The 25,791-nt window shown below is 66.1% G+C and carries 25 protein-coding genes and 3 pseudogenes; 11 read left to right on the forward strand and 17 right to left on the reverse strand.

What is annotated here, in order from left to right; all coding sequences use genetic code 11:
- Positions 1 to 91 precede the first annotated feature (91 nt).
- Entirely contained in the window at positions 92 to 5,260 is a 5,169-nt protein-coding gene (locus ABZT18_RS24055) for a fibronectin type III domain-containing protein (protein WP_355252525.1), read from the forward strand.
- A gap of 263 nt (positions 5,261 to 5,523) precedes the next feature.
- On the opposite strand, the gene ABZT18_RS24060 is transcribed toward ABZT18_RS24055, so the two are convergent.
- The 3 genes from ABZT18_RS24060 to ABZT18_RS24070 all read right to left on the reverse strand — a co-directional run bounded on the left by ABZT18_RS24060 (position 5,524) and on the right by ABZT18_RS24070 (position 7,398).
- Positions 5,524 to 5,676, reverse strand: coding sequence for a hypothetical protein (locus tag ABZT18_RS24060; protein WP_354997688.1), 153 nt, complete (start codon positions 5,674 to 5,676; stop codon positions 5,524 to 5,526).
- A 234-nt stretch (positions 5,677 to 5,910) separates the two neighbouring features.
- Positions 5,911 to 7,158 (reverse strand): tyrosine-type recombinase/integrase, encoded by a 1,248-nt coding sequence (locus ABZT18_RS24065; protein ID WP_354997696.1) that lies wholly within the window; start codon positions 7,156 to 7,158, stop codon positions 5,911 to 5,913.
- 33 nt (positions 7,159 to 7,191) lie between these two features.
- On the reverse strand, positions 7,192 to 7,398 hold the full coding sequence (locus tag ABZT18_RS24070) for a helix-turn-helix domain-containing protein (protein WP_354997689.1): 207 nt from the start codon (positions 7,396 to 7,398) through the stop codon (positions 7,192 to 7,194).
- Positions 7,399 to 7,532: 134 nt separating this feature from the next.
- On the opposite strand from ABZT18_RS24070, the gene ABZT18_RS24075 reads away from it, so the two are divergent.
- The gene (locus ABZT18_RS24075; RefSeq protein WP_354997690.1) at positions 7,533 to 7,874 is read left to right on the forward strand and encodes a hypothetical protein; all 342 of its coding nucleotides are present in this window, start codon (positions 7,533 to 7,535) and stop codon (positions 7,872 to 7,874) included.
- A 78-nt stretch (positions 7,875 to 7,952) separates the two neighbouring features.
- Here ABZT18_RS24075 and ABZT18_RS24080 read toward each other — a convergent pair whose 3' ends face one another.
- Positions 7,953 to 9,101, reverse strand: coding sequence for a replication initiator (locus ABZT18_RS24080; RefSeq protein ID WP_354997691.1), 1,149 nt, complete (start codon positions 9,099 to 9,101; stop codon positions 7,953 to 7,955).
- Between the two features lie 2 nt (positions 9,102 to 9,103).
- Here ABZT18_RS24080 and ABZT18_RS24085 point away from each other — a divergent pair.
- A pseudogene (locus tag ABZT18_RS24085) lies at positions 9,104 to 9,295 on the forward strand (integrase core domain-containing protein); the annotation flags it as partial.
- A 269-nt stretch (positions 9,296 to 9,564) separates the two neighbouring features.
- Here ABZT18_RS24085 and ABZT18_RS24090 read toward each other — a convergent pair.
- From ABZT18_RS24090 to ABZT18_RS24110, 5 genes and pseudogenes are all read right to left on the reverse strand, one after another.
- Positions 9,565 to 9,960: a hypothetical protein gene (locus ABZT18_RS24090; protein WP_354997506.1), complete on the reverse strand. Its 396-nt coding sequence runs from the start codon at positions 9,958 to 9,960 to the stop codon at positions 9,565 to 9,567.
- A 31-nt stretch (positions 9,961 to 9,991) separates the two neighbouring features.
- Positions 9,992 to 12,001: a hypothetical protein gene (locus tag ABZT18_RS24095; RefSeq protein ID WP_354997507.1), complete on the reverse strand. Its 2,010-nt coding sequence runs from the start codon at positions 11,999 to 12,001 to the stop codon at positions 9,992 to 9,994.
- Between the two features lie 415 nt (positions 12,002 to 12,416).
- Complete coding sequence (locus ABZT18_RS24100) at positions 12,417 to 12,698, reverse strand: hypothetical protein (RefSeq protein WP_354997508.1); 282 nt, start codon at positions 12,696 to 12,698, stop codon at positions 12,417 to 12,419.
- A 497-nt stretch (positions 12,699 to 13,195) separates the two neighbouring features.
- Positions 13,196 to 13,637: pseudogene (locus ABZT18_RS24105) on the reverse strand (transposase family protein); the annotation flags it as partial.
- A 211-nt stretch (positions 13,638 to 13,848) separates the two neighbouring features.
- A complete protein-coding gene (locus ABZT18_RS24110; RefSeq protein ID WP_354997509.1) occupies positions 13,849 to 14,307 on the reverse strand; it encodes a hypothetical protein in 459 nt (152 codons plus the stop codon).
- Positions 14,308 to 14,528: 221 nt separating this feature from the next.
- Here ABZT18_RS24110 and ABZT18_RS24115 point away from each other — a divergent pair, with 221 nt between their 5' ends.
- Positions 14,529 to 15,158, forward strand: a complete 630-nt coding sequence (locus tag ABZT18_RS24115; protein ID WP_354997510.1) for a VOC family protein — start codon at positions 14,529 to 14,531, stop codon at positions 15,156 to 15,158.
- Between the two features lie 43 nt (positions 15,159 to 15,201).
- Here the strand turns inward: ABZT18_RS24115 and ABZT18_RS24120 are convergent, their stop codons facing one another.
- A complete protein-coding gene (locus ABZT18_RS24120) occupies positions 15,202 to 15,552 on the reverse strand; it encodes a hypothetical protein (RefSeq protein ID WP_354997511.1) in 351 nt (116 codons plus the stop codon).
- A 374-nt stretch (positions 15,553 to 15,926) separates the two neighbouring features.
- Here ABZT18_RS24120 and ABZT18_RS24125 point away from each other — a divergent pair, with 374 nt between their 5' ends.
- Positions 15,927 to 16,166, forward strand: coding sequence for a hypothetical protein (locus tag ABZT18_RS24125; RefSeq protein ID WP_354997512.1), 240 nt, complete (start codon positions 15,927 to 15,929; stop codon positions 16,164 to 16,166).
- A gap of 219 nt (positions 16,167 to 16,385) precedes the next feature.
- Here the strand turns inward: ABZT18_RS24125 and ABZT18_RS24130 are convergent, their stop codons facing one another.
- The 5 genes and pseudogenes from ABZT18_RS24130 to ABZT18_RS24150 all read right to left on the reverse strand — a co-directional run bounded on the left by ABZT18_RS24130 (position 16,386) and on the right by ABZT18_RS24150 (position 19,363).
- Entirely contained in the window at positions 16,386 to 16,772 is a 387-nt protein-coding gene (locus tag ABZT18_RS24130) for a hypothetical protein (RefSeq protein WP_354997513.1), read from the reverse strand.
- 75 nt (positions 16,773 to 16,847) lie between these two features.
- Positions 16,848 to 17,129, reverse strand: coding sequence for a hypothetical protein (locus ABZT18_RS24135; RefSeq protein ID WP_354997514.1), 282 nt, complete (start codon positions 17,127 to 17,129; stop codon positions 16,848 to 16,850).
- 79 nt (positions 17,130 to 17,208) lie between these two features.
- Positions 17,209 to 17,589 (reverse strand): annotated as a pseudogene (locus ABZT18_RS24140) (alpha/beta hydrolase); the annotation flags it as partial.
- A gap of 93 nt (positions 17,590 to 17,682) precedes the next feature.
- On the reverse strand, positions 17,683 to 18,339 hold the full coding sequence (locus ABZT18_RS24145) for a response regulator transcription factor (RefSeq protein ID WP_354997515.1): 657 nt from the start codon (positions 18,337 to 18,339) through the stop codon (positions 17,683 to 17,685).
- Positions 18,340 to 18,343: 4 nt separating this feature from the next.
- Positions 18,344 to 19,363, reverse strand: a complete 1,020-nt coding sequence (locus tag ABZT18_RS24150; protein WP_354997516.1) for a sensor histidine kinase — start codon at positions 19,361 to 19,363, stop codon at positions 18,344 to 18,346.
- A 254-nt stretch (positions 19,364 to 19,617) separates the two neighbouring features.
- Here ABZT18_RS24150 and ABZT18_RS24155 point away from each other — a divergent pair, with 254 nt between their 5' ends.
- The 3 genes from ABZT18_RS24155 (at position 19,618) to ABZT18_RS24165 (ending at position 22,236) form a co-directional block, all read left to right on the forward strand.
- The gene (locus tag ABZT18_RS24155; protein ID WP_354997517.1) at positions 19,618 to 19,890 is read left to right on the forward strand and encodes a hypothetical protein; all 273 of its coding nucleotides are present in this window, start codon (positions 19,618 to 19,620) and stop codon (positions 19,888 to 19,890) included.
- Between the two features lie 144 nt (positions 19,891 to 20,034).
- Positions 20,035 to 20,493 (forward strand): CBS domain-containing protein, encoded by a 459-nt coding sequence (locus tag ABZT18_RS24160; RefSeq protein WP_354997518.1) that lies wholly within the window; start codon positions 20,035 to 20,037, stop codon positions 20,491 to 20,493.
- A 456-nt stretch (positions 20,494 to 20,949) separates the two neighbouring features.
- Entirely contained in the window at positions 20,950 to 22,236 is a 1,287-nt protein-coding gene (locus ABZT18_RS24165; RefSeq protein ID WP_354997519.1) for an ArsB/NhaD family transporter, read from the forward strand.
- Positions 22,237 to 22,393: 157 nt separating this feature from the next.
- Here the strand turns inward: ABZT18_RS24165 and ABZT18_RS24170 are convergent, their stop codons facing one another.
- Positions 22,394 to 22,861 (reverse strand): DUF6745 domain-containing protein, encoded by a 468-nt coding sequence (locus ABZT18_RS24170; protein ID WP_354997520.1) that lies wholly within the window; start codon positions 22,859 to 22,861, stop codon positions 22,394 to 22,396.
- 305 nt (positions 22,862 to 23,166) lie between these two features.
- Between ABZT18_RS24170 and ABZT18_RS24175 the strand changes: the two genes are divergently transcribed.
- The 3 genes from ABZT18_RS24175 to ABZT18_RS24185 all read left to right on the forward strand — a co-directional run bounded on the left by ABZT18_RS24175 (position 23,167) and on the right by ABZT18_RS24185 (position 25,231).
- Positions 23,167 to 23,388, forward strand: a complete 222-nt coding sequence (locus ABZT18_RS24175; protein ID WP_354997521.1) for a hypothetical protein — start codon at positions 23,167 to 23,169, stop codon at positions 23,386 to 23,388.
- Positions 23,389 to 23,431: 43 nt separating this feature from the next.
- Positions 23,432 to 23,635 (forward strand): cold-shock protein, encoded by a 204-nt coding sequence (locus ABZT18_RS24180; protein ID WP_354997522.1) that lies wholly within the window; start codon positions 23,432 to 23,434, stop codon positions 23,633 to 23,635.
- A 1,134-nt stretch (positions 23,636 to 24,769) separates the two neighbouring features.
- On the forward strand, positions 24,770 to 25,231 hold the full coding sequence (locus ABZT18_RS24185) for an SMI1/KNR4 family protein (protein WP_354997577.1): 462 nt from the start codon (positions 24,770 to 24,772) through the stop codon (positions 25,229 to 25,231).
- Positions 25,232 to 25,562: 331 nt separating this feature from the next.
- On the opposite strand, the gene ABZT18_RS24190 is transcribed toward ABZT18_RS24185, so the two are convergent.
- Entirely contained in the window at positions 25,563 to 25,790 is a 228-nt protein-coding gene (locus ABZT18_RS24190) for a hypothetical protein (RefSeq protein ID WP_354997523.1), read from the reverse strand.
- Between the last annotated feature and the right edge of the window lies 1 nt (position 25,791).

Genomic DNA, 25,791 nt, shown 5'->3' on the forward strand with positions numbered 1-25,791 from the left:
GCCGATCATGATGAGAACCGGGGGTCGGCGTTGGTCGCGCCGAAGGGCAGCTACTTCCGCATTCCTGACACTTGTACTGGCGGTGGGTTCGATGGTGGTGTCCCGTCCGGCCGCCGGAAGTCTGCCGGCCGGCGGCATGTCGGCCGCCGCGATGAACAGCATGTTCACGGCGTACGGCAACGCAGGCGGGCACTGGACCGGCGGGGACGGCACCGCTTCGGTTGTCCTGCCGGACGGCCGGGTGGTTTGGCTATTCGCCGACTCCTTCCTAGGAACCGTCAACGCCGATGGCAGCCGGCCAACCAACTCGCCCATGGTCAACAACGTCATGGTCGTGCAAGACAGCACGTCGCTCACCACCACACTGCACGGCGGGACCACACAGTGGCCGTCCGCACTGGTCAAGCCGGAAGAGTCCGGTGAGTTCCTTTGGAGTGGCGACGGTACGGTCGAGGGCAACACGCTCAAGGTGATCTACAACCGGCTGCGCAGCACCGGGAGTGGGGCGCTGGACTTCCAGCAGACCGGCGTGGAGTTGGCGACGTTCTCCCTGCCCGACCTGACCATGACCTCGCTGGTTGATCTCCCGCTCGGCCCGAAGATCAGCTGGGGCGCGGGGATCTTCCCGGACGGCGAGTGGACCTACATCTACGGCCTCTCGAGCGCACCGGGTCGGATGAAGTTCGCCCATTTGGCGCGGGTGCCTGCTGGTGGGCTTAGCGGCACATGGGAGTTCTGGACCGGCACCACCTGGTCAACGGATCTCAACCAGGTGGGGCGAGTGATCAGCGGCGTCGATGGTGGCGGGGTGCAGAAGGTCGGCTCGCAGTACGTCTGGGTCAGCCACGAGAACAACCTCCTATTCGACCCGCAGTTCGTGGCGTACACGTCGACTTCGCCGACCGGACCGTTTAGCGGCCCGATCCAGCTGTTCACGGCGCCGGAGCCGCAGACCCAGGGGTTGTTCGTCTACAACGCACGGGTGCATCCCGAGCTGGCCCGGGATGGCAAGCTTTTGGTCTCGTACGACGTCAACGACTTCACCCCGGGGGGGACGTACGGCAATGTTACGCATGGCCGGCCCCGCTTTGTCGAGGTCTACTGGCCGCGGCCGGCCCCTGGGACCGGTGTGCCTCCGACTCCCGCGGCACCCACCCTTGTCGGGCAGGGCGACCGGGTCCAGGTCTCGTGGCCGGCGGTGAGCGGAGCGACCTCCTACCGGGTCTACCAGCGGACCGTCTCCGGCGGGCAGACCCACTTCGCCCGCCTGCCGGAGGCCGCCACGAGCACCAGCAAGGAGGCCGGTTTTCTGATCCCCGGCCACACGTACGAGTTCAAAGTGAGCGCGGTCAACGCGAACGGTGAGGGACCAGCATCTTCGGTCCGGACCGTCGTTCTGCACAACACGAAACCGGTCAGCGAGGCCATCGGCGGCACGGACCTGCCCTCCGCAGTCGCCGGCAGCTACATCGTGCAGCTCAGGGAAACGACGCCGGAGTACGCGGTGGCCGACTACGCACGAGAGCTCGCCACCCAGTACGGTGGCCAGTCGGGGAGGGTCTTCCCGAGGCTGCTGCGCGGCTTTTCCGCGACCCTCACTCAGGGGCAGGCGCACGACCTGGCCGGGCACCCCGATGTGGCCCGGGTCGAGCAGAATCAGACCGGTCGGGCCCTCGGCGTACAGCCCAACCCGCCGTCCTGGGGCCTGGACAGAATCGACCAGCGGGACAACAGCCGCGACCAGCGGTACGAGTATCCAAATGACGGGTCAGTCGACGTCTACGTCCTTGATAGTGGCGTCCGGGTCGATCACGACACGTTCGGTGGGCGGGCCGAGCATGGCTATAACGCGTTCGCCGACGAGGGGATCCCGGCGGACGACTGCGGTGTCGGCCACGGCACCCACGTGGCCGGGACGGTCGGTGGCGCGGGCCACGGCGTGGCCAAGGGAGCCTCGATCACCTCGGTGAAAGTGCTGCACTGCACCGGACCGGAGGGTTGGCCGGAGGGTGACGTTGACGACGTCATCAGCGGTCTGGAATGGGTGATTAGCCAAGCCCAAGGCCCCGCGGTGGTCAACATGAGTATCGGTTTTTGGCGGCTGCCGTTCAACTCGCCGCTGGACACCACCGTGCAGCGGGCCGTCGATGCCGGTCTAACCGTCGTGGCGGCGGCCGGCAACACAGACGAGGAGGCGGACCTTTGGTCACCCGCTCGGGTGGACGCAGCCATCACGGTCGGTGCCACCACCCAGTCCGACGCACGGTGGGGCAGAAGCAACTACGGGCCGGACTTGGACCTCTTCGCTCCCGGTGACGCGATCACCTCGGCCGGCATCGGCTCAACCAGCGCCACCGAGGCATACTCTGGCTCCTCAATGGCAGCGGCGCATGTCTCCGGAGCCGCCGCGATGATCCTCGACGCACACCCGGGCTACGGACCCGAGCAGGTGCAGCGCCTAATGATTAACGCGGCAACGACCGGGGTGGTGAGCAACGCCGGGACCGGCTCACCCAACCGACTGCTCTACATCGAGCGCCTACCCACTCAGGCGCCGACAAACCTGGCCGCCACCGGCCGCCCGGACGGCACCATTAGCCTGGATTGGGACCCGATTCCCGACCAAGGCGCGCACTACGTGGTCTACTACCGGGACACCACCGCAGGCCAACCGGAACCAGTCGAGTGGGACCAACGAATCTTCGACGGCAACGAGGCAGTGTTCGGCCTCGGCGTGGAAGGGCACACCTTCGAGTTCCAAGTTGCCGCAGCCAACGGCGCGGGTATCGGTCCGAAATCCCCGGTGGCCACGGCCACGGTGGACAAGAACCCCCCTGCCGCGCCGACCGGACTAACCGCGAGCCCTCAGCCTGACGGAACGATCAAGCTCACCTGGACCTCGACGCCGGGCCTTTGGCACTATGTCTACCTCCGCGACCTCAACGCCGAGGGCGGACCGGAGGAGTTCCACCGGCTGGAGTGGCCGGTCAGCGACGGCCCGCAAATGACTCTTGGGGGACTCAAACACAACCACCAGTACGAGGCATACGTCACCACCTTCGATGATGCCGGAGAATCACAGCCGTCCAACATCGCCGGGGCGACGGCGAAGTTTCCGCTGCCACCAGCGCCAACTAACCTGGTTGCCACCGCCGGCGATCGGCAGGTCACTCTGAGATGGGCCACCGCGGGTGAAGGCGTCTGGTACCGCATACACATGCGGAATGTGACTGCGGGTGAAACGCAATTCACCGCACTGGCTTGGCCGGTGAACACATGCTGCTCGTTCCTGAGCGATGGACTTACCAACGGCAGTACCTATGAGTACAGGGTCACTGCGATTGGGGCCGACGGTGCGCCGGACAGTCTGTCGACCAACACAGTGCGAGTCACTCCGATCGGGCTACCGGCCGAGCCGCCATCGAACCTAGTCGCTACCCCTGGCAACGCCCAAGTGAGCCTGACCTGGACGCCGAGCAGTCAACCCGACGCCTGGTACTGGATCGAGATGCGGCCCGCGGGCGGAACCTGGCAGCGGCTGGAATTGCCAGTCACAAGCTGTTGTGAGTTCGCCAGCATCGGCCTGACCAACGGGACCACCTACGAGTATCGAGTCCGCACCATCGGCGCCAATGGCAACCCGGATAGCGTCCCGACCAACGTTGCGTCGGCACGCCCTGCAGCACCGCCAACGGGTGCTCCGTCCAACCTAATCGCCAGGGCCGGCAATGCCCGGGTGGATTTGACCTGGACAGCCAGCTCAACGGCGGGGGCGTGGTACTGGATCGAGATGCGGCCTGCGGGCGGAACCTGGCAGCGGCTAGGGCTGCCTGTCACCACGTGCTGCACATTCGCCAGTACGGCGCTGACTAACGGGCAGACGTACGAGTATCGGGTAGTGACTGTCGGAGCCGCCGGAGCCCCGGACAGCGCCCCGTCCAACATCGCCTCGGCGCGGCCGGTGGCCCCGACCCCGGCCCCACCGACGAACCTGCGGGCCACCGCCGGCAATGCCCGGGTGGATCTGACCTGGACGGCCAGCTCGACGCCGGGGGCGTGGTACTGGATTGAGATGCGTAACGTCTCGGCCGGACAGTCCTCCTGGCAACGGCTAGAGCTACCTGTCTCGACGTGCTGCTCGTTCGCCAGCACCCAGCTAACCAACGGCGACCGATACGAATACCGGATCCGTGCAGTCGGTGGCGGCGGCGCCCCGGACAGCGCAGCATCCAACACAGTTTCGGCCCGACCGGTGGCCCCGCAGCCAGCACCCCCGACTAACCTGACGGCCACCGCCGGCAACGGCAAGGTGACGCTGAAATGGGCAGCCAGCTCGACGCCAGGCGTCTGGTACTGGGTCTACTACCGGGATGCAACTGCTCAACAATCCTGGCGCAAGTACGACCTGCCGGTCTCCACCTGCTGTTCGTTCGTCGCCGGTTACCTAACCAATGGCCAAACCTACGAATACCGAGTCGCGGCGATCGGCACCGGTGGAGCTCCCGACAGTTCACTGTCCAACATCGCCTCGGCTCGGCCAATGCCGCCATTCCCGCAACCGCCGACGCAGCTAACCAGCCTCGGCGGGGACAACGAGGCGTACTTGAGCTGGAAGGCGAGCCCGACGGCCGGCGTCGTGTACAACGTCTATATGCGCACCCGCTACCACAACAGCTACGGAAGCTGGATCAAGCTCAAGCTGCCAGCGACGAGCACATCGATGACCGCGGGCTACCTGCAATACGGATACACCTACGAGTTTAAAGTGGCCGCGACGAACATTTCCGGAGAGAGCGTTCCTTCCAACACTACGACTGTGCTAATCGTACCGGAATCACAAGCAAATCAGTGTGTCTCGGCCAATACCACAGTCCAGAATCTCCCTTACAATGTTCCGCCGGTTCAATACTTCAATGACATCGTCGTGAAGCTCTGCGGCCAGCGGTCAAACTTCACCTTCGCATTACATAAATCGTGGCGCGTGGCTGACAATGTTCGGCTGGAGACGTCGACGCTCTGGTATCAACTGTTCGACTGTAATACCGGCGTTGAGGTCACTCGGGATATACACAACTATCCCAGTGGGAGCAGTTCTGGATCTTGGTCCGCAAGTTCCTATCACGGCCTCTGGCTCGGACACCTGTATCGAGTGAGGGTATCGGGGTATGGCCACGTTCGAAAGTGGGGTATACAAATGAAATTCAGTGCAAATCGCGTGGATGGGCTCATACCGTTCGAAGCGACCTCTCGGTGTTTCTGAGGGTTCAACTAGGTCACTTCTAGGGCCAAGTATGATCTGCGGCCTGCGTTTCCTCTGACGTCTCGTCTAGATGCTTAGGAACTTTCTAGGGCGGGCATGATCCTGTCTGAAGATCATCCAATTCCCAAACGCCTTGATGATCTTCCGGGTCATGCCCGCCTACCCAAACTAATTGCTCCCGTCGTTGCCGAGCACCCACATTGCCGGTCTGCTCGTTCGCGCCGCGCATGCAAGGCCCTGCAACAGCAGCGTCACCTCCTACCTCACTGCTGCTGAACCAACGAGCCCGCACTGGCGATCTGCAGCCTCTGAACCTCGCCATCGAGCCCGCACTCGCCGAACTCCTCAGCGCCGTCGACCTGGTCGAGCTGACCGGCGAGCAGTACGTCGACGAACCGGAAAAACCCCTGAAACAACGTGAGGAAATCGATGGTTGGAGCGGGGGCGTGGTGCGATGACTCCTTTACTCGGCTGGTTTACACTTCACGCGACCTGGGAGAACATGCTTGAGCACGTCGCTGGGACCTTCAACTACTGGGGTCAAGGGGTCGTCGGTTCGAATCCGGCCGTCCCGACGCAGGTCAGAGGCCATTCGGATTCGTCCGGGTGGCCATTTCTGATCTTGTATAGCAGTGAAGTACAGCAACGGCTCATTGGTCGAGGCTTTCGCCGAGCCTCCGCAGAGCTTCACGGGTGGTCTTCGACGAGACCTGGCTGTAGATCTCCATCGTGATCGAGAAGTCCGCGTGCCTCAGGATCGCCATCGCGACCCGGGGATGCACGTCCAGGTCGACCAGCAGCGAACCGCAGGTGCGTCGGGCGTCGTGAACGGTGATCTTTCGGATGCCTGCGCGGGCGATGCGGCTGTCGTAGGAGCGGTTGAAGTTGCGGGGTTCGACCGGCAGTCCGTAGCGGGTCGTGAAGATCATGCCGGTGTCATGCCAAGCGTCGCCGGCTTTCTCTCGTGCGGCCTGCTGTTGTTGGTAGCGGTGCCGCAGTGCGGCGATGCAGATCGCCGGTAGCGGTAGGGGAGCGTCGGACTCTTCGGTCTTGGTGGCCCGGTGCAGCAGCTGGCCGCGTACCCGCTGGAGCTGCTTGTCGATGACGAGGCTGATGTCGTGGTTGTCGCGGCAGTGCTCGCAAAACTTCTCGCCGTGGGTGCTGCACGGCTTCTGCCAGGCGTCCCAGTTGATGTGCTCCCAGGTGAGGCCGAGGACTTCTCCCGTGCGTAAGCCGAGCACGAGGACCAGGACGTAGGCGGCGTACAGGTAATCGTCGTCGTCGCGGGAGGCTTCCAGGAACGCCCGAGCCTCCTCGCTGCTCCACGATCTGCCCTTGCGGCTGCGTATCGGTGGGAGCTTCACCAAGGCTGCGACGTTCTTTGCGACCAGTTCCTCCACTTCGGCCTGGGAGAGCGCCGAGCGGAGGACGGCGCGCATTCCCTTGACGGTGCGAGCCGCGGGAAGGTCCTGGCAGCATCGGCCAACCGCGCAGCACTTGCGGCTCTTCGGTGGCCGGCGTTCGTCTTTTCCCTGCGCGCAGCACTGGCAGGTCTTCGCGACCTTGTTGAGCCAGGTCTGGTCCCGTACCGACAACCGCCCGTCGAGTCGCTTGGCGCCGATGCCGGGAACGATGTAGAGGCGGCTCAGCGTCTCGTACGTGGCGTAGGTCAGCGGGGCTAGGTTCGGCTCTACGATCTCGGCGAGCCAGTACGTCATATAGCTCGCCACAGTGGGGACGTTGGTGGCGACAGGGCCGGCCTTGGCTTGCTGGTGCAGCCTCACCCACTTGTCGTGGACCTCGTCGCGGGTCTTCCCGTAGACGTACTTGCGGTCCCGATTGCCATCGGGCTTGGTGACCCAGACGTAGGCGGCGAACCCGTTGCGGTACGGGAAGATGGAGCCTTCGCCGTTCGCCCGTTTTACCGGACATCAGGCCGCGTCCTGCCGATCGATCTGGGCTTGGATGTATTCATCGATCCACTCGGGCAGAACGCGGCGGTACTTGCCGTCCTTGACGGAACGCAGCTCCCCGGTGGCGATCTTCACCTTCACCTTGGACAGGCCGTAGCCGAGGATGGCGGCAACCTCGGCCGGGGAATGCCATTTCGGAACAATCTGAACCTGGTATCTATCCATGTGGTGCCTCCTTATGGGTGATGGTGATGTAGACGCGGTTCTCGGCGACGCCTTGGCTAATAGGGGGTGCGGCGTCGGAAGGCGGCTCGACCGCAGCTGGAGGGGCCGGTGGAGTCGCGCGTAAGGTGCGTCGCGTGACCACGGATGAAGATCGAGCCCACATCGCCGAGCAACTCGTGGCGTTACCGGTGCACGAGCTCGTTGATGTCTTACGCCGTGTCCTGCCGCAGTACACCGAGGACCAATACGGCATTCGAACGGCGTTGGTCCTGGCTGAAGCGACCGACTATGAGGACGAGCCAGGTCTTGAGGTGGAGTTGGTCGCCTGGCCTGACCGCGACTACTACAACGGTGGCCTTGGAATTGACCAAGGCTTGTGGGAACACGGTCACTGTGCGAAGTGCGATTCCGGGATTGTTTCGAACGCAAAACGTGCGTACTGCCCGTATTGCGGCTCCAGATGTGGCCTGACCTGACTCAACCGGCCCCGGACCCGTGGTTGGTGCGCTGTGGAGTTGTCAAGGAACGGCTTCACGGGCGTTGACACGTACGTGTCAAGCGGCCAGGGGTTGGACCGCGCGAGCGGCGGTGAGTTCGTCGGCCAGGGCGTCGATGCCGGCGAGGTGTTGTGCGCGGGCCATGGCGGCGGCGGTGTTGGCGAGTAGGGCGTCGCCGGTGGTGATCCAGCCGGTGGCTTGGTAGCCGAGTTCGTAGATGACGCGCTCGGTTTGCTCGTCGTCCCAGGTGTGGGGGTGGCCTTCGGTGCGCCGCCAGATGGTGCGCTGAATGCGGAGGAAGCCGAGGGTGACGGAGACGGCGCGGCTCTTGGTGGCGATGTGTCCGCCGTAGCCGAACTGGTGCGCCCAGCGGCGAAGCCTCGCGTAGTCGGGGTGCTCCCCGATGTCCCAGCACGCGCGGATGAGCCGGCCGAGGTGTGTTGCCGGGTCGCCGTGGATCTGGACGGAGAGGTCGTCGACGCGGCGCAGGCTCAGGCCGGTCACTTCGGTGCTCTTGGTGACGTACTTGGCGATGTAGCCGGTGATCTGGGCGAGGTTGACCTCGTGACCGGGTGCGTTGACGTGCTTGAGGTCCAGGCCCTTGTCGCCCCACGCGATGTGCCAGCCCTGCCCGCCGTTGGCCGGGTGCGAGGCCGACGTGTAGGCGGTCTTGACGAACGCGGCCCGGACGGCTTGCTCGAACATGTCCCGGGTTACCACCGGGGGCGGCGGGACGATCGCCTCAGGGCAGTCGGGGTTGTAGCCGTCGAGGCGGATAAGGGCGTGGTAGTGAATGACGCCGCGTACCTGGAATTCGTAGACCTTGATGTAGCGGCGGCGCAGGTCCACGCCGTGGGTGCGGCCAAGGCGGCGTAGCTCCCGGTCGGCTTGTTGGATGGTGCGGCGCCACAGTTCGGGTGCTTCGTGGTTCCAGATGACTTGGCCGGTGTGGTCGTAGCAGTCCAGGCACAGCGGCTGTCCGAGGTTCGGCTCTGCGGTCTTGTGGCGTTGGCCGCAGCGCAGCTCGACACCGTGGGGGCAGGTGCGGCCGAAGGGGTGGCAGACGGAGGCCCGGCAGGTGCAGCCGTCTTCTTGTGGCAGTCCGCGGAGTGCACCTTCACGACCCGGTGGTGCACCGGCCCGAACGATGGCGCGGTGGCGGTGAGGAAGATGGCGATGTGCTCGTTGAGCGGCGGTAGTCCCCACCGGGCAAGGTCGAACGCTTCCACCGCACCATGACCGACGGCTGGGCGAAACGACGTTTCTACAGCTCAGAACACGCTCGCCGAGCAGCCCTACCCGCCTGGCTCCACCACTACAACCACCACCGACCCCACACCGCCACCAAAGGCCAACCACCCATCACCAGGTTGACCAACGTCCCTGGGCAGTACAGCTAGCTCGGCAAGAACGAGCTCCCACGTCCATCTCCGCCCTCTAGCTGGTGGAGCGCTCGCTCTGCACTGTCCTCATCTGCCGCTGTCGCGCGTTGGTAGCGCCTGGCGCCGTGCGCTGTCATGCCGATGAGAGGGCGTCGCGGTCGCTGTTGTACCGATGTGAGTTCGCCGAGAAGTGGCCGTGAGCGCCGGCCTGGCCGCACAGGTCTTGCATGGCGACCGTACTTCTCGGCGATGTGCGGGCCCGCTGGCAGACACTGATTGTCGGCGGGCTACAGGTTGTTGATTCGGGCCAGTAGGTCTGCCTCGGTCAGGTTTTCCAGGACCGCGTCCTGCTTGCGGCCCAGGACCGCCAGCAGCTTCTCCTTTTCCAGCTTCTTGGCCGCCGCCGCCTTCGCCGCCTGGTCCTCCGTGAGGCGGACGGCGATGACGTGTTTGACGACCTCCAGCTTGGTCTCCAAGGTTGCCTTAGCCGGATTGGCCTCGGTGGCCACGAACGACTCGGTGTCGACGGCCTTGAGCTCGGCGTTGACCGCCTTGGCCACATCATCAAGGCTGAAGCCGGACATGGCGGTCAGCGGAAGCTCCCACAGCTGTTCCGTGGTCAGCAGTCCCTTGGCCGACGGATAGCGGAACTTCTCCCGTGTGGCCTTTTCGAAAATGGTCACGGTAGCCTCTCTGGAATATCTGGGTAGGCAATCAGAACTGGATGCTGATGAGGCGGCGCCGGCCGCCGGTCATGGTCACCTTGGCGACCACAGAGCTGCGGACCGTGGAGCTGAAGCCGAGGCCGGAAAGCTGATCCGGAGACGGCTCGCACTTGGTGCGGTCGCCGAGAACCTCGAACACCTTGCGGTGCGGTTGCAGGTCGCTGCGGAGGAACTCGTTGTAGATCCCCCGCGTCGGCTGGTCGTTCACGCACCCCTTCAGGATGAAGAAGTAGTGCCGGTTGCCGACCTCATTGTCGTCAAAGTAGTTCGGCGAGTACATGATGGTGGACACCGGTACGAACTGTTCGGTGGTGATGCCCCACAACTCCTTGCCCGCACTGCCCGGCTGCACGTCCTTACCCGGCCGGAAAGCGGTGATCACCCCGCCGGCAACCGTCATCCGGCCCACCTCGACGGTCTCCTTGTGGCCGACCGCGCGCTCGTGGCTGTAATGCTCGATCTTCCCGTTGCTCTCGGTCTCGATCATAAAGCCGACCTGGGTGCTGTCCCGCTTGCGGTACTGGTTCACCTCGATCCGGTACTCACCGTCGGGGACACGGTCGGTCCAGGTGACGTTCTCCACCGGCTCGCGGGAGAGCGTCCCGCTGGCGTTCATGTCGACGTCCAGCTTGTTACGCTTCTCCTGGTACCAGATGTGGTCGCCGTTGGGTTCGTACACGTGCAGGTCTAGGTCGTCGTGGTTGAACCAGGACAGGCTTACCCGCAGCTTGCCGGTGACGTTGCCGCCGGCCCGCTTGACCTTCTCCCTGATCGAGTCGGTCACGTTGCCGCCGTACGACCAGCCGAAATCGTTGTCCCACTTGAACAACCCCGGAGCAGCCGGACGCCGGCCGGTGGTGAGGCTGACGAGGTGCGGCTCGTAGGTGTTGGCGACCCACAGGTCGATGGTGGCGGCGCCGGGCAGGATGTCCTTCATGAAGGAGACCACGGGAATCTCCTCCGGCTTGGCGTCGCGAAGGAGCGCACCTGACGACCGGGTGGTGGCCGCCTGCATGAGCAGCCCTTCGATGCCGTCCCTCATCCGTGCCTGGGTGTCGTTGTCGACCCACAGCACGTTGGTGACCGACACGTCGGACAACCGGGCGAACCGTCGCTGCAACGACTCCTCGATACCCAGCTCGGCAATGGTCCTCATGGCGGCCTTGACCATGCCCGGGGTGATCAACGCCGTCGGGCGCTGGTAATTCTGCGGCGCCATCTTCGCCTCGAACGACCGGACCGCCTGCTCCAGGTCGACGCCCGCGGAGAGATCCTGCACGAGGGTGCCGATCACCGTGTTGCGGAACCTGGCCGCCGGGTTCATGGCGTTGGCAAAGACGAAGGCACGTCGGTCGGTCGCCTGGGCCCACCGGTTCTGCAGCGAGCGGAACTCGGTCACCGCCCGGCGATGCTCCGCGCCGCGGTAGAGGGCGTTGTCGTCGACGAGGTCGACGACGGTGTCCAGAGCGTGCCGGGCCAGCTCGGCCAGGCCACGCTGGAAGACCTGCACCGCGGCGTCAAAGTTGCCCTGTGCCGCGCCGACGTCCTCGATGCGATGCCGCTCCTCCACCCGGCCGTGCAGGTGGTGCCACACCTCGACCTGGCCGTCGCGCAGCGTTCGGGTGGTCTTCGTCCCGTACTGCGCCTGAGTGGACCGGAAGATGGTGGACAACGGCAGCGAAAGAACGAACTCGTCCAGAGCGGCGGCGACGACGGAGAAGACCGGGTCGGAGGCCGACACCCCGGACCAGACGGTACGGACCCGCCCGTCGTGGATCTCGACGACGTTGCCGAAGTGCTTGATGAATCCACGGCAGGTCGAGCAGTCGTACTCGGATCGCTCACGGAACCGCAGATTGGTGCCGGCGGGGAAGGAATCGAGAAAGGTGAGCCAGAGTGAGTCCCGGTCGAGACCGTCGCCGACGGCGTACAACTCACCCCTGGACATCGTGGACAGACGCGAAAGCACATCCGTCACGAACTGCTGGAAATCACCCACCGTTTCATCCCCCTTGATCGCCGGAGATTCTACGGAGCGAACGCCAATCGGAGAAACGCGTTTCCGGCTGTCCGCACGGTCACAGACGGGCGCCGGTGGCCGGCGGTCAGTCGACCGGAGCACGTACGGCGGTGGGGTGCCGGGCCTGCGGTCAGCACTTTCCGACAGTTGGCCGGTGGCGCCGTTGAGTACATCCCGGCTCACGCTGTGGTCGCCTTCCCGGGCACCCGCAGGCCTGGGTGGTCGAACAACTTCTCAGGCACGCCAGGCTCACACCGAGGGACCGAGGGACCGAGGGACCGAGGGACCGAGGGAACGCTCGCTCGATCAGGTGCTCGCTCATGCCGCGAAGCGCTCGTCCTCGCGGGTGGCCTCGGTACCGGCCGCTCGCGTCTGGCTTTGGATATGGCCGGTATTAGGAGCAGGCCCGGCCCATCTCGACGTCGATGCGCCGTCGCTCAGTGTCGCGTAGCTTGTGGTAGTGCTCCGCCCGGGTCTGGTCAACAATCTTGTCGGCGGCTTCCGCGACGGCCTGCAGAACAACCAGGGGCAAGCCGGGAAGGTGGAGCGCCTGCCTGTCCGCCTCGGTGAACACCACCTTGGCCAACTCGCCGTCGGCGGCGCCGGCCAAGAGGAACAGCTCCGGAGCGGCACGGTCGAGTTCCGTGACGATCTCCCGCCAGGCTCCGCGCGTCATCTGCTCGGCAAGCGCTGTCACCTGCTCGGCTGGCGTCGGGTACGGCTCGCCGTTCTCAGGCCCCGCGGGCGGCGACGGGGCGGCAAGCCAGTCCGCGACGTCGACGCGGGCGAGGTCGGTCGTGATCTCCTGGTTGCCGCGGGTCTGCTCCAGGCGCCGCGGACGATGCTCTGTCCAGGCCAGTTTGCTCTCGAACGCTCTCGTCCCCCGTGACGGATCAGATCGTCCTGGTCGACCTGGTCGAGCCAACCCTGCACGCCATGTTGGCTGCCGCCGCACTGCGTGCAGAGGCAGCGGTGTCCTCGGGCTGCCTCGCAACCAGGATTGTGTCTGCCGGTTTCCATGTCGCGGCCATCTCGCTCATCCGGTTGACCCGGTTGCGGTGCTAGCGATAGTTGACTAAATGGAAACCTGTCGATACTCTACGTCACCGACTGATCTATGCCAATGCCGGTCGACCGAGCCTGTCGGGTTGCGGGCAGAACACCGCTGGTCGCTATGTCGTGGACGGCGCCGGGCAGGGCCGGTGAGGCCCAGACCCAGGCGTCCGGCGGGGTCGGCGATGACCTGCACGTTGACGCCGTGCCGCTTATGTTTTCCGGAGTAGTACGGCTTCTGATCGGCGACGCGGTCGATCGGGACCACGGTGCCGTCGAGGATCGCGTAGGCCAGCCGACGGATCCGGGTCATGGCCGTAGTCAGGTCATCGGCTGCGGCGGTGAGCAGGGCGATCGCTTCGCGGACGTAGCGCCAGGCGGTCGCGGTGCCGACGCCGAACCCGGCGGCCAGCCGGGTGAACGGGTCACCGTTGCGCAGATGCGCCAACGCGAGGAGCGCTTGTTGGCCGGGGTTGAGGCGACGCCAGTGCGAACGGCGCTGGCGGCGGTGGGTGCGGATCAGGTCGGCGAGGTGGTTAAGGGCGCGGTTGGACAGGGCGATCGAAGAGGGGAAGACAGCAACGAGGCTCCCGGTGGGGGCATCTTTCTTGGTCGATTGCTTGTCTTACCGGGAGCCTCGCCTCACCCAGCCACCGGCACCCTTGCCTGCTCTCCACCAGCGCAAACCCAGTTGGAAATGGTCGCGGGACCTATGTAGTCGCCCTGGTCTCTTGCTCGGCGGGCGTCGCGGATGCTGGCGACTTCGGCTGGTGTTAGGGGGTTGGCAGGCTGCGCAGGAGGATGCCGTCGGCGGTGATCTGCACGAGGCTGCGGTCGAGTCGGACGGTAACGCGCCTGCCCGCGAAGTGGTAGCCGACGGGGTGTTGCCGTCCGGCGAGGCTGATCAGGCCAGTGGCGTTGACGAGCCGTTCGACCTCGATCGGGGCGCCGGCTTGGACGGCACTGGTGGTAATCGGTGGCGGTCCGGCGGGTAGGCCGTCGTCGGCGAGGAGCTGCCGCAGGTGGGCGGGGGTGAGCCGAGACGGCACGGTCTTGAGTCGGACGCCGCCGATGAGCAGGTGAACGACTGTGGTGTCGGCCCACAGGGTGACCGGGAGCCCGGAGCGGGTGGGGCTCAGCCAGAACTGTTGCCAGCAGACGGTGAGGTTGCCCGAGGCAGGAACGAGGCGGGTGACCTCCACGGCCAAGCCGACGTCGTCGCCGGTTGCCAATGGTGCTGCTGCGACGGTGCCCGTCGGGCCGGCGGCTGACGGAGGTGCCGGCGCAAGCAGCGGCTTTCGGGGTGCGGGGATGGCGGTGTTCAGCGTTGGCGGCAACCGCAGCGGGATCTGCTCCTCGACGGGCTGGGCGGTGAACCGGTCGGCTGGGGTTTGCTGTTCCGACGTTCGCTCGCTTGGGCGTCCGTCGCGCCGTCGATGTTAGGTTCGCTGGCATGACTGTGCGGACCACGGCCAAGCAGTTCCACGCGGCTGACGGTGTCGAGGACTGGCGCTCCCTCTACCACGTGGTCTCGGCCCATTTCCGGACCGGTTCGCTGGCCAAGGGCGCCGCGCTCGTCAATGAGATTGGCCGGCTCGCCGACGGAGCCGAGCAGCAGTACCTCAACATCGACCTGCGCTATGCCGGCGTCACGGTGTCACTGTCGCGGCGAGACATCGGGCTGGCCCAGCGGATCTCGGCTGCTGCGAAGGAATTGGACACCCCCGCCGATCCGACCGCTGTGCAACTCATCAACGTCACTCTCGACGCACTCGTCGGCGCGGAGGTGCTGCCGTTCTGGCGGGCACTGCTCGGCTACGACCAGATTGGCGATGACTATCTGGCCGACCCGGCGCGCCGCGGCCCGGGCTTCGGGTTGCAGCAGATGAACACGGCGCGCCCAGGACGCAACCGCATGCACCTCGATGTCGCCGTCCCGCACGATCAAGCCGAAGCCCGCATCGCTGCTGCCCTGGCCGCAGGGGGTCGATTGGTCTCCGACGCGCACGCGCCGATGTGGTGGGTCCTGGCCGACGTCGAGGGCAATGAGGCCTGCGTCGCCACGTGGGCTGGCCGGGAGTAGGCCGGCCAGCTTGAGGAAGCAGCCAACCGGGGACGCTGGTTGCTTAGGGCGTAGGCCCGATGTTGCCGTCCTCGTTGGATAGGCCAGCATGGTCATAGCCGCAGGTGGCTGCCTTGGCAGCCCGCTTGGTTGCCGTCGAGCGCGACAGCTTCCATGACCAGCATGTGTACGTCATCGTGGAATGCAACTGCGCTGGGAGCCCGAACACGGACTCCAGATCGTTTTGCGAGCCGACCGAGCGGCGACCAAGGTCGATCCATACGACGGCCACCTCACCAACGCAGCCGCCTTCAACCGCGACGACCTCGAAGGCATCGTCTACCACCGGCTGAGGTAGCGCCACCGGCTGTGGCCGTCCGGCATCGGCCGCCATCGATCGGTGAACGGCAATCACCCGGTCGTCACCAGACCGAGAGCGACGCGGTTAAAAGCGCCAAGAAGGACGCGTCCAGCCAAGCGCCACGTGGCTGACGCACAAAGCACTGCCGGGCGGTGGACTGCACGAAGAGTCGGATCCGCCAATTCTTCGACGGCGACTTTACGCCACGCGTCATTCACCAGCGCAACCCACCAGACTGGATGCGCGCTGGAACCGATGGTCCGGGGGTCTATTCTTTTACAACCAGGTCTGGCGGGGCACCTATGGCAGTTTGTGCGGATGCGGGCCGTGGTCACATTCTTCTAGACTGACCCGGGCTTGCAGGTGAGGCCGGCGCCGGCACGCCGTGCCGGCGCCGGCCTCACGGCGACATTTGGAGATGACCGCGTATGACCACTCCCGAGACCGATGACGGCCAGGCCCAGCTATGGCGGATTACCATTCCCGTGATCGCTTCGGCCAGCGAGGTCGATGCCTTGACCGACCGTCTGGTCGAGACGCTCTGCCCGGACAGCGTCCACGAGGGCCCTTGCCCGACTCCGTGGGCGCTGCATGTCACCGACGGCAATTCGCTGAGCAAGGCCGAGCAGCGCCGCCTCCGCGAAGAGATAGCTGACACCAACGGTTGAGCACCTGAAGGATTCGCCCCAACCGGTCCTGCGGCAAAAACTTCACGCCAGCGCGGTGCATTGTGGGCCTGGAGGCTGATGCTGCCGGCGCAAGTGGCGCCTGCAGCGGGTGACCTTCCTGCCGCGAACGGCTACTTCAACGGACAGCGACATCCGTGATGCCCGTGTCGCGGTCCTGCCTGTCGAAGACGCGTAGCTCTGCGTTCGGATGTGCCGAGATCAGTGCGGGGGCGTCGGGCTACCAGTGCCGTGGCTCGCTGCGGACGGGGTCGACAAGGCCGCCAGCCAGGTGTGTCCTGGATGTATTCGCGTCAACAGCCTGGACAGCGTCTCGCGCTGGGTACGGGTCAGCAGCGGGAGAACGCCGTCGAAGTCGGCCTGGTCCTTGGGGCGCACGTGCTTGGCCTTGAAGAGAAGAACGAGCTCGGGTATTAAGTAGGGGATCCGGTCCACGGTGTGCCGGATGATCTCGGCGTAGGGCAGCCTGATCGTCTCGTCTCTTCGGCAGATCCACATGTCGCCGTCGTGCGGCTCACGGAAGACATCAAGCAGGTAGCGTCCGGTCGCCGGATCGCGCAGCCACGTTTGCCGAGTGGCAATCAGCACCTGCGGCGTCGCCGCTTCCCAAATCCGGGCGTCGCCGACCGCATCGCAGGTGAACCCGGCGAAGCGCTCGCGAATTTACGGGAACCGCCCGGCGGGTACGGCAATCTCTATGTCGTGGTGGTCGCGGGTCTGCTCACCGCGGAACAGGTCCAGCGCCCAGCCCGCCGCCACGTACCAAGGCACGGAGATGCCGGCCAGGCGTTGTCCGACTTCGTGCGGCGTCCAGCATCCCGTCCAGCGGGCTTCGAGTGCCGGAAGGTCGCCCGACGATACCTGGATACCACCGCTCGGTAACCGGTCACTCATCGCACGAACATATCCGGGATCAAATTCTGCCTCGCCGTAGGCATCGCACATGCCGCCGAGTGGTCGCTATTGTGCGACCATCTTCGTCCTTCTGAGGTGCCCGAAGGTTCGGTCCGTGGTGGTCCCGATTTCAGGGCAGCTGGTACGCGGTTAGCCGGTCGGCGAGTTGCTTCGGGTGGCTGAGCGCCACCGAGTGGCCGCCGTCTATCTCGTCCGGGGCGACGCCGAGTCGGTCGGCGGGCACCCGGCGCTGGAACTCCGCCGGGAAGAACCGGTCCTCGCGTGCGATGAGCACCGTCGTCGGCACGTCTGGCCAGGCGTCCAGGGGCCACGGCTCGTTTCCTTCCGCGCTGACCTGGTCCCGGCAATGTGCCGCTGCCTCCGCGACGGTCTCGGCCGGCACACCGTTGTAGAACTGCTGCTCCTCGCTGAGCCCTTCCGCGCCGCGGTAACCGATGTTGGCCCACCACTTCCCGGGTTCACGTTCAGCCACCCTGTCGCGTGCCCGTCGATCTCCCGTTCGCTGAGGGGCAAGCGTCGATGACGGCCAGCACGGACATCGCCGGGTCGATCCGGCGCCTGGCGGTGCACACCACCGCCCTGCTCACGGTTCGACCAGGCCGGCCCGGATCGCGTACCGGGTGAGGTCGAGCCGGTCGCGCATGCCGAGCTTCTGCAGGATGTTGGCCCGGTGTCGATCGACCGTCTTTGTGCTGATGAACAGCGCCTCGGCGATCTCCTTCGCGGAGTTGCCTTCGGCGATCAGCTTGACGATCTCCTCCTCGCGTGGGGTCAGGATGCTTTCCGGGATCCGCTCTCCCTGCCGGTCGCGGTGCAGGTAGTCCCGGATGAGCGCGGTGATCGCGCCCGGGTAGAGGAAGGGCTCGCCGCGCATCGCCGCCCGACAGGCCTCCAGCAGGTCCCGGTCGGCGACCGACTTGAGCACGTAGCCGGAGGCGCCGGCCCGGAGCGACTCGAAGAAGTACTGCTCGTTGTCGTGCATCGACAGGATCAGGATCCGGATGCCCGGTGCCCGCCGGGAGATCTCGCGGGCCGCCTGGAGCCCGGTCATCCGGGGCATCGCGATGTCGAGGATGGCCAGGTCGACCTCTGACTCCTTGGCGGCCTCCACCGCTTCGGCGCCGTCGGCCGCCTCGGCGACCACGGTCAGGTCCGGTTCGGCGTCGAGGATCAGGCGCAGCCCTCGACGGACCAACGCATGATCATCTGCCAGCAGAATCCTCGTTGTGGAAACGGTCACCGCTTCAACCCCCCTCGGCCATCATAGGAACGATCAGGCGTACTTCGGTGCCGCCACGGGGAAGCGTGGAGAGGGTGAGACGCGCGCCGATGAGCAACGCCCGCTCCCGCATGCCGCGCATCCCGGCGCCCTCGTGGCGTATGTCGCCGGTCCCGTTGTCCGCGACCCTGAGCACCACGGTGTCGTCCTCGGCCCGCAGCGACAGGTCCACCTTCGTGGCGTGCGCGTGGCGTGCGACGTTCGTCAGGCTCTCCTGGGCGATCCGGTAGATCACCAGTTCCACCTCGGCGCTCAGGGCTGGTAGGTCCGGATCCGACTTTCTCATCACAGGTACTCCGTTGACCTGGGAAAACTCTGTGGCAAGGGCGTTCAGAGCGCTGTGCAGCCCGAGGTCCTCCAGGACGTCGGGTCGCAGGCGGCGGGCGACCTGCCCCACCTCGTCGAGGCTGGATCGGACGGTCTCCTGTACGGCCTGCAACTCCTCGCGTAGCTCCTTCGGGGCTCGGTCCATTGCCCGCTTCAGGCCGAGCAGCACGACCGTCAGGCTCTGCCCGATCTCGTCGTGCAGCTCCCGCGCGATCCGCTGCCGCTCACCTTCCTGAGCGGCGAGCGCGTGGGCGCTGCTCGCGCTGCGTTCGGCCTCCAGTCGGTCGAGCATCGCGTTGAAGGTCTCGATCAGATTGGTGAGGTCGCCGTTGCTGCTGTCGGGCAGTCGGTCATCGAAGTGCAGCAGATCCACCCGCTGCATCAGCGCGGTGAGCACGCCGAGTGGCGCCAGGCTGGTCCGCAGCAGCAGCGCGTTCACGGCGAGGATGAGCGTGAGCCCGATGATCAGCACGGGTACCTCGGTGAGCAGCACCGGCGAGGAGACCGTGGCGGGGGAGAGCGCGAGGACGAGCGTGCCGACGGTGAAGACCAGGCCGTTGAGCGCGAACAGCCGGCGGAACAGGGCATGTGTCGGCGGTCGGCCGCGCGGAAGGTGGCCGCGCGGCGGGCGCCCTCGCCGGACGGCGGTGTTGGTCATGTGGCCAGCGTCGACGTGACACGACGGTCTTGTCCATCCGGCGCGCCACTCATCAGGTCTCGAACATCTGCTCCCGCACCAGCGGTTCCTACACGTTCCACCCGGGTGGAGATGGGTGCTGGACCCAATGGTGGCGGGTCTGCCCTGCCCGGAGGCTTGGAACCGGGACGTCGAGCGGACGCGGCCGGGTAGCCGGCTCCCGTCCGGCCGACGTTCTTTCCCGACCGACGGCCGCCTACACGAGCGGAGGCACAGTGCAGATCACCCACACCACGGTCCCCGGCATCGGCGTAGTGCACCACTTCCGGACCAGGGGCGGGCAGCGATTCGGCATGCTCGTGGACAACGTCGATCAGCGGGTGTTGTTGATCTACGGTCCCGACGACCCGGACGTACCGGTCGACCGCATCGCGATGGAACACGACGAGGCCGATCAGCTCGCCGAGATCCTGCACAGCCGCTCGGTCGCCGACCGGCTGGCCACCATCGAGCGGCGCTTGTCCGAGCTGGCCGGCGATTCCACATGATCTTGCGACGCGAGGATGGTCGGCTCAGCGACGGTTTCCGTGGTTCGCTGGTACCCGAGTCGGCGGAACACCTGAGCACGGCCCGCCGGTGGCCGGATCCGAGAGCGTTGCCCGAGGCTGGGCCATGTCCCAAGGAATGGTGTTATGCAAGCACGAGAGATCGCCGTGACAGTTCCGACGGTGACCGTCCGGGACTCCGTGGCGAAAGCCGTGCGCCTGATGGCGCTCAACAGGCTGCCTGGACTGATCGTCGTCGACGACCGGGGGCGGCCCCGGGCGGTGCTGCCCGGAACCCAGGTGCTCCGCCTGGCGGTTCCCCGGACGTACCAGGAGGATTCGGCGCTTGCCCGGGCCATCGACGAGGCCCACGCCGATCTGTTCTGGGAGGAACTGGGCGTCCTCACTGTCGGCGACTGCCTGGTCCACGACGCGGCTCGGCCGATCATCGTGGGCCTGGATGGGACCCTGCTCGAGGTGGCGGCCCTGATGGCCCGCCAGCGCAGCCCGCTGGTGGCAGTGGTCGACCGAGGTGGCGTACTCGTCGGGGCGATCACTCTGGACCGCCTGCTCGCCCGGCTGGCCGTTCCGGACCCGGACGCCTGATCCGGAGCACCCGCCTGACGGGTGCCCGCTACCTCTACCACCATGACCGCGTGGCCGGTGCGCTGTGTGGCGCCCCGCGCGCCACCGGGCGCGCCGCCGCGCGCGTGGCAACCCGCGCTGCCCTGCGCGCCGCACGTCCGTCGCGCGTCGCGCGCCTGACGCCACCCGGCGGGCCCACTGCGGTGGCCGCCGCCGACAAGCCCTCGGCACCGCGCTAGGCCCGGGAGCCCTGCGCCACCCGCGCGCCCCGCGTTGCGGCGTGCGCGCACGGCTGACCTCGTATCCGCCCGGCGTACCGCGCCGCGGAACGCCATCGTCCGGAGGTACCTTCATGTTCCACGGTCCTGCGGTGACGCCTGCCCGGCGATCGCCCCACACGGACGTCATCCCGTTCTGTAGAAACATCGCCGATCGGGCCGTGGCCGGCGTCGGTTCCGGACCGCCGGGGTCCGCCCGATGAGCGCCATCATCGCGCTCGTCATCTTCGTGGTGGCGTTCTTCTTCATCGCCACCGAGAAGGTGGACAAGGTCAAGGTTGTGCTGATCGCCGCCGCGGCGATGGCCGTCTTCGGGTTGATCCCGGGTGCCGAGGTCTTCTTCTCCGAGCACGAGGGCATCGACTGGCGCGTCATCTTCCTGCTGCTCGGGATGATGATCATTGTCGGGGTCATCAAGCAGACCGGACTCTTCGACTACCTCGCGATCTGGGCGGCGAAGAAGTCGCGTGGCAAGCCGTACCGGCTGATGGTGCTGCTGATGCTGATCACGGCCGTCGCCTCACCGTTCCTGGACAACGTCACCACGATCATGCTGGTCGCCCCGGTCACCGTGGTGGTCTGCAACCGGCTGCACATCCCGGCGCAGCCGTACCTCATCGCCGAGGTGCTGGCCTCCAACATCGGCGGTGCCGCCACACTGATCGGCGACCCGCCCAACATCATTATCGGCAGCCGGGCCGGGCTGACGTTCGTCGACTTCCTCGTCCACATGGCACCGATCGTCGTCGTGATCTTCGCCGTGTTCGTCCTGTTCACCCGGGTGCTGTTCCGCAAGTCCTTCCGTTACAACCCGGAACGCGTCGAGTCGGTGATGGCGCTGCAGGAGCGGCGGGCCATCACCGACGTACGCCTGCTGGTGCGCTGCCTGATCGTCCTCGGCTTCGTCGTGCTCGGCTTCGGACTGCACTCCGTGCTGCACATCGACCCTTCGGTGGTCGCCCTGATCGGCGCCGGGGTGATGGTGCTGGTCTCGAAAATGAACATCTCCGAGGTGCTGGAGGAGGTGGAGTGGCCGACGCTGGTCTTCTTCATGGGCCTGTTCGTGATGGTCGCGGGGCTGGTGCACACCGGCGTCATCGACACGATCGGCGAGTGGGCGATCGACGCGGTGGGTGACAACTTCTTCGCCGCGGCAACGTCCCTGCTCTTCGGCTCCGCGGTGCTCGGCGCCTTCTTCGACAACATCCCGTACGTGGCCACGATGGCGCCAGTGGTGGAGGGTCTGGTCGCCGAAGCACCAGATCCGCAGACCGGTCAGGCGCTCTGGTGGGCCTTCGCCCTCGGCGCGGACTTCGGCGGCAACGGCACCGCGGTGGCGGCCAGTGCCAACGTGGTGGCCATCGGTATCGCCGCGCGGAACGGGCACCGGATCTCGTTCTGGCAGTTCACCAAGTACGGCATCGTGGTCACGATCCTGAGCACGCTGATCGCCTGGCTGTACGTCTGGCTCCGCTACTTCACCTAACGACGAGGCGGGTCGCAGGCCTCCGCCCCGGGTTCTCCCCGGGGCGGAGGCCTCTGCTTCTGCACCGATCTCCGCGACAGTGCGCCGGTCGCAGTGGTGAACGGCGGTGCCGGCCGGGCCTGAGGGAAGCATCGACCCGGCCGGCTATCGCCTCAGCTCACAGTTTCAGCAGGGATTGCCAGCCGTTGCGGTAGTGCACACCGCGAGGTCGCAATCGGACCGGCTCGTGCACCGTCGCGGGGACCGGCTCGGTTCGGATCTCCTGGGGCCGGTCCACCACGACGCAGACGTCCTCGCCCGGCCACCACCAGCCGCAGGAACGGGCCAGGGTGGCCCACGCGTTGAGGTGTTCGGCTTCGTCCGGCCCGTACCCGGCAAGGCCAAGTCGATGCAGCGTGTCGTAGTAGGCGACCCATGACGCGTCCTGCTGGCCGTACCGGCAAACGGGGACCGGACCGCTGCCGGCCAGTGCGCCACGCACGGGTAGGTAGTACCCGTGCGCGAGTCTGCGGTGCAGTGCCGTGCGTACGCCTTGGTGCAACACGACACCGAGCGGAACGCCGCTATCGAGCGCGTGCAGCGGCGCCAGCTCGGGCCATGGTTCTTTGGTCTTACCCGCGTGCATCGGTGACAGCTCCGGGTCGGTGTGAGTGACGCTCGCGCTCAGCGCGGCACGGAGCTGGGAGGGTGACCATGGCGAGATCGCTCGCCAGTGGTGGTGGTGTTCCGCGTGGGCGAGTGGAGCGCCTCTCGTGGCGCTGACGAAGTGGCGTTGTCGTCGGCCACCGCTGCGCGGGTGACCGCGCTGCGTCACGCGGTCGCCGCAGGAGCCGTTCGGCGGGTCTGGTTGGCCACGGGCTGGAGGACTTCGTGGTGGTGGTGCACGAATTGGTCAAGGGAAGGTGAGGCGCGACCTTCAGCCTGCCGATCGTGAACCTGGTCAACGTGCCGTCTGTCCAACGTGGCGAGCAGGCGAGTGGCCAGGCCCACGCACTGCCATGGGATCGCCGACGGATCATGTGCTACGGTAACCGAGTTGCAGTTTTGATTTCCGTAGACGTTATCTGGCGCCTGATGGGTTATCTGAAACCCATCAAGGCGCTTTTCGTTTTTCGTGTCGTTTCGACGCGGGTGATCAACGCGGCGGCGTAGGGGTCCGCACAGTGCGGTCTCTGACAGCCTGCGAGGAGCAGACATGACTACAGGTACCGTGAAGTGGTTCAACGCCGACAAGGGCTTCGGCTTCATCAGCCCGGACGACGGCGGCGCCGACGTCTTCGCCCACTTCTCCGCGATCTCGGCGAGCGGCTTCCGCAGCCTCGACGAGAATCAGAAGGTGGAGTTCGACGTCACCCAGGGCCAGAAGGGCCCGCAGGCGGAGAACATCCGCCCGATCTGATCCACATTCTGTGAGCGGCGGCCCGACTGGTTCAGCGGGCCGCCGTTTGGCGTCTAATGCGCTTACCACGGCATCGCAAAAATCGTCTCATCGGCACCAGGCCGGCCATCTCGGTGTGGAGCCAGCTCAGCATTGCCCCGTGTTCTCTCCTCGGGATCGATTCGACCTCGGGCGCTAGCCTGCCAAGGCCGACTGTCGGCTCGCCCAAGGCGCGCCTCTGGCCCACGGACCAGACAGACACAGGCATCGACCCGCACCCCTAAGAGCGCGTTGGGATTGTCGCCCACGGCTGCCAGCCCGAACCGACGGCACTGGCCGGCAGTTCACGATCGGTCGGCGGTCCGGTATAGGGGGGAGCAGGCTGGCAGCAGCGTGTGCCCTGAACGGCCTGAACTGTGTCCAACGGCAACGAACTGCGCTCAACTGCACCCACCCCTGCCTGTCGCTCCACGTTTCCGCAGATCAGAGTCGGTGCGGCGTCCTGTTTTCCGCGGAGTGTTCCCCGGTTCTGCAGAGCAGTCGGCGATGCTCTATGTCGCCTGCCGGGGTTGTGTGCGCAGGTTAAAGCGGTAAGGAGCCGTTGGCTGGCCCGGCCTTGCAATTGGGAGCAGATTGGGTGCAGGTTGGCGAAGAGGTCACGGCGCCCGAAGTGCTCACCGGGGCGGGACGGAGACGAGGGCTCTGCGTGCGGTGATGCGGTCGAGCGATGCGGCGTGACCTCCTAGTAGCGGTCGAAGTGGTCAGGGCTCGCTGCTCCCAGCATGGCTTGTGTATCCGGGATTGCGGGTCGTCGGTCGTCACAGGGCCAGGTCTGCTCTACATCGATGTCGGTCGCGAATTTCCGCCGTGCCGGACCGGTAGCTGTTCTCATCGGCTGAGACACTGATCCCACCCGCGAAGCGGTGACCAACGCATCCCCTGTGGTGACCTCTTCGGCGGACCCGAAGGCGTCAGCGATGGTCCCCCGGTTGTCAGTCGGGCGATGTCCGCTCACGCCGATGTGCGTGCGTTCGCTATCCGACGCGTCGCCGGCCTGACGAATGGGCCATCTACTCTTCGCCAGTGACAGCAGTGACGAAGGCATGGGTTCGGATTGAAGGCTGGTTGCGACGACACGCGCCAGCGAGCATCGATGTGCTGGCCCGACCAGCGGCCGAGGAATCCATCACCGCTGCCGAAGCTGAACTCGGCCTGCTGTTTCCCGCGGAACTGGCTGAGTCGCTGCGCCGACACGACGGCCTCACAGAGTGGGCGAACATCCTCCCTGAAGCGACTCCGCTCTCCGTGAAGGGCATCGTCGAGCATCGCCAGATGCGTATGGACATCGCACCCGACGTCGATGGTTTCGCTCAGCACGGTGCCGAGACGGAGCCGTGGTGGCATGAACGTTGGCTTCCATTCGGGGACGGCGACTGCGGTCTTCAAGTCATCGACTTGCGACCCGGGCCCGGGTTCGCCAGCGTGGGCTGGGCGCCTACCAGCAGCCCCGCGGACTTCTCGGACGCCTGGCCGTCGCGAGGCATACCTGACGACGGTCGCCGACGCCCTCGAGACTGGTGGCGGGGTAGGCGTCTGGCATCCGCACCTGACCGTTGATGGCCTGCTCTGGTGGAGCCTGGGCGGCGAAACCGAGCTCAATGGTGAGCCCTTGCGCCCTGCTCCTCCGGGCTGAATCACGTTAGCCACCCTTGCTGCAGGGCTTTTCGGCCGCCGAACAGCGGTCGCCATGCGCTCATGCCGCTGACAACGCGCGTTCAGCGACGGGCGACTCGTCACTATGAGTGAACGGAAGTCCTGTTGACCGACACGGCACGCCCTCGGAACCGACGGCGACGCCGCTCCACACAACATAGAGGTCGGCAAGATCTCGCTGGCCGCGGAACTCAGTGGCAAAGCCAGCGGTCAAACGGTCAACCGCAAACCCTAACTACAACACGCCCTCGATGCCGGCCGCGACGGTCCAGTTCGCCAGCCAGTCCGAGACCTGCGGCGTGTCGGTCGTCTGCGGGGTCAGAGTGAGCTGCGTCGGCGCGTCGACAAGCAACCGCTCCAGCCGGGCCCGCCGCTCCGACAGCGGCAGGCCCAGGATTACCTCGCCGCCGGCGCCGGCCAGCGGTGGATGATGCCGAACTGGTCGAGCTGCAATCGTCGTCACG

Source organism: Micromonospora sp. NPDC005291, from assembly GCF_040607415.1.
Taxonomy (GTDB): domain Bacteria; phylum Actinomycetota; class Actinomycetes; order Mycobacteriales; family Micromonosporaceae; genus Micromonospora.

What these genes read in the sequence shown, in the direction of transcription:
- ABZT18_RS24055 (WP_355252525.1), top strand. Translation starts at nt 92, where the DNA reads ATGGTGGTGTCCCGTCCGGCCGCCGGAAGTCTGCCGGCCGGCGGCATG.
- ABZT18_RS24070 (WP_354997689.1), bottom strand. Translation starts at nt 7,398, where the DNA reads ATGGATAGATACCAGGTTCAGATTGTTCCGAAATGGCATTCCCCGGCC.
- ABZT18_RS24100 (WP_354997508.1), bottom strand. Translation starts at nt 12,698, where the DNA reads ATGACGCGCGGAGCCTGGCGGGAGATCGTCACGGAACTCGACCGTGCC.
- ABZT18_RS24115 (WP_354997510.1), top strand. Translation starts at nt 14,529, where the DNA reads ATGACTGTGCGGACCACGGCCAAGCAGTTCCACGCGGCTGACGGTGTC.
- ABZT18_RS24125 (WP_354997512.1), top strand. Translation starts at nt 15,927, where the DNA reads ATGACCACTCCCGAGACCGATGACGGCCAGGCCCAGCTATGGCGGATT.
- ABZT18_RS24135 (WP_354997514.1), bottom strand. Translation starts at nt 17,129, where the DNA reads ATGTGCGATGCCTACGGCGAGGCAGAATTTGATCCCGGATATGTTCGT.
- ABZT18_RS24150 (WP_354997516.1), bottom strand. Translation starts at nt 19,363, where the DNA reads ATGACCAACACCGCCGTCCGGCGAGGGCGCCCGCCGCGCGGCCACCTT.
- ABZT18_RS24160 (WP_354997518.1), top strand. Translation starts at nt 20,035, where the DNA reads ATGCAAGCACGAGAGATCGCCGTGACAGTTCCGACGGTGACCGTCCGG.
- ABZT18_RS24165 (WP_354997519.1), top strand. Translation starts at nt 20,950, where the DNA reads ATGAGCGCCATCATCGCGCTCGTCATCTTCGTGGTGGCGTTCTTCTTC.
- ABZT18_RS24170 (WP_354997520.1), bottom strand. Translation starts at nt 22,861, where the DNA reads ATGCACGCGGGTAAGACCAAAGAACCATGGCCCGAGCTGGCGCCGCTG.
- ABZT18_RS24180 (WP_354997522.1), top strand. Translation starts at nt 23,432, where the DNA reads ATGACTACAGGTACCGTGAAGTGGTTCAACGCCGACAAGGGCTTCGGC.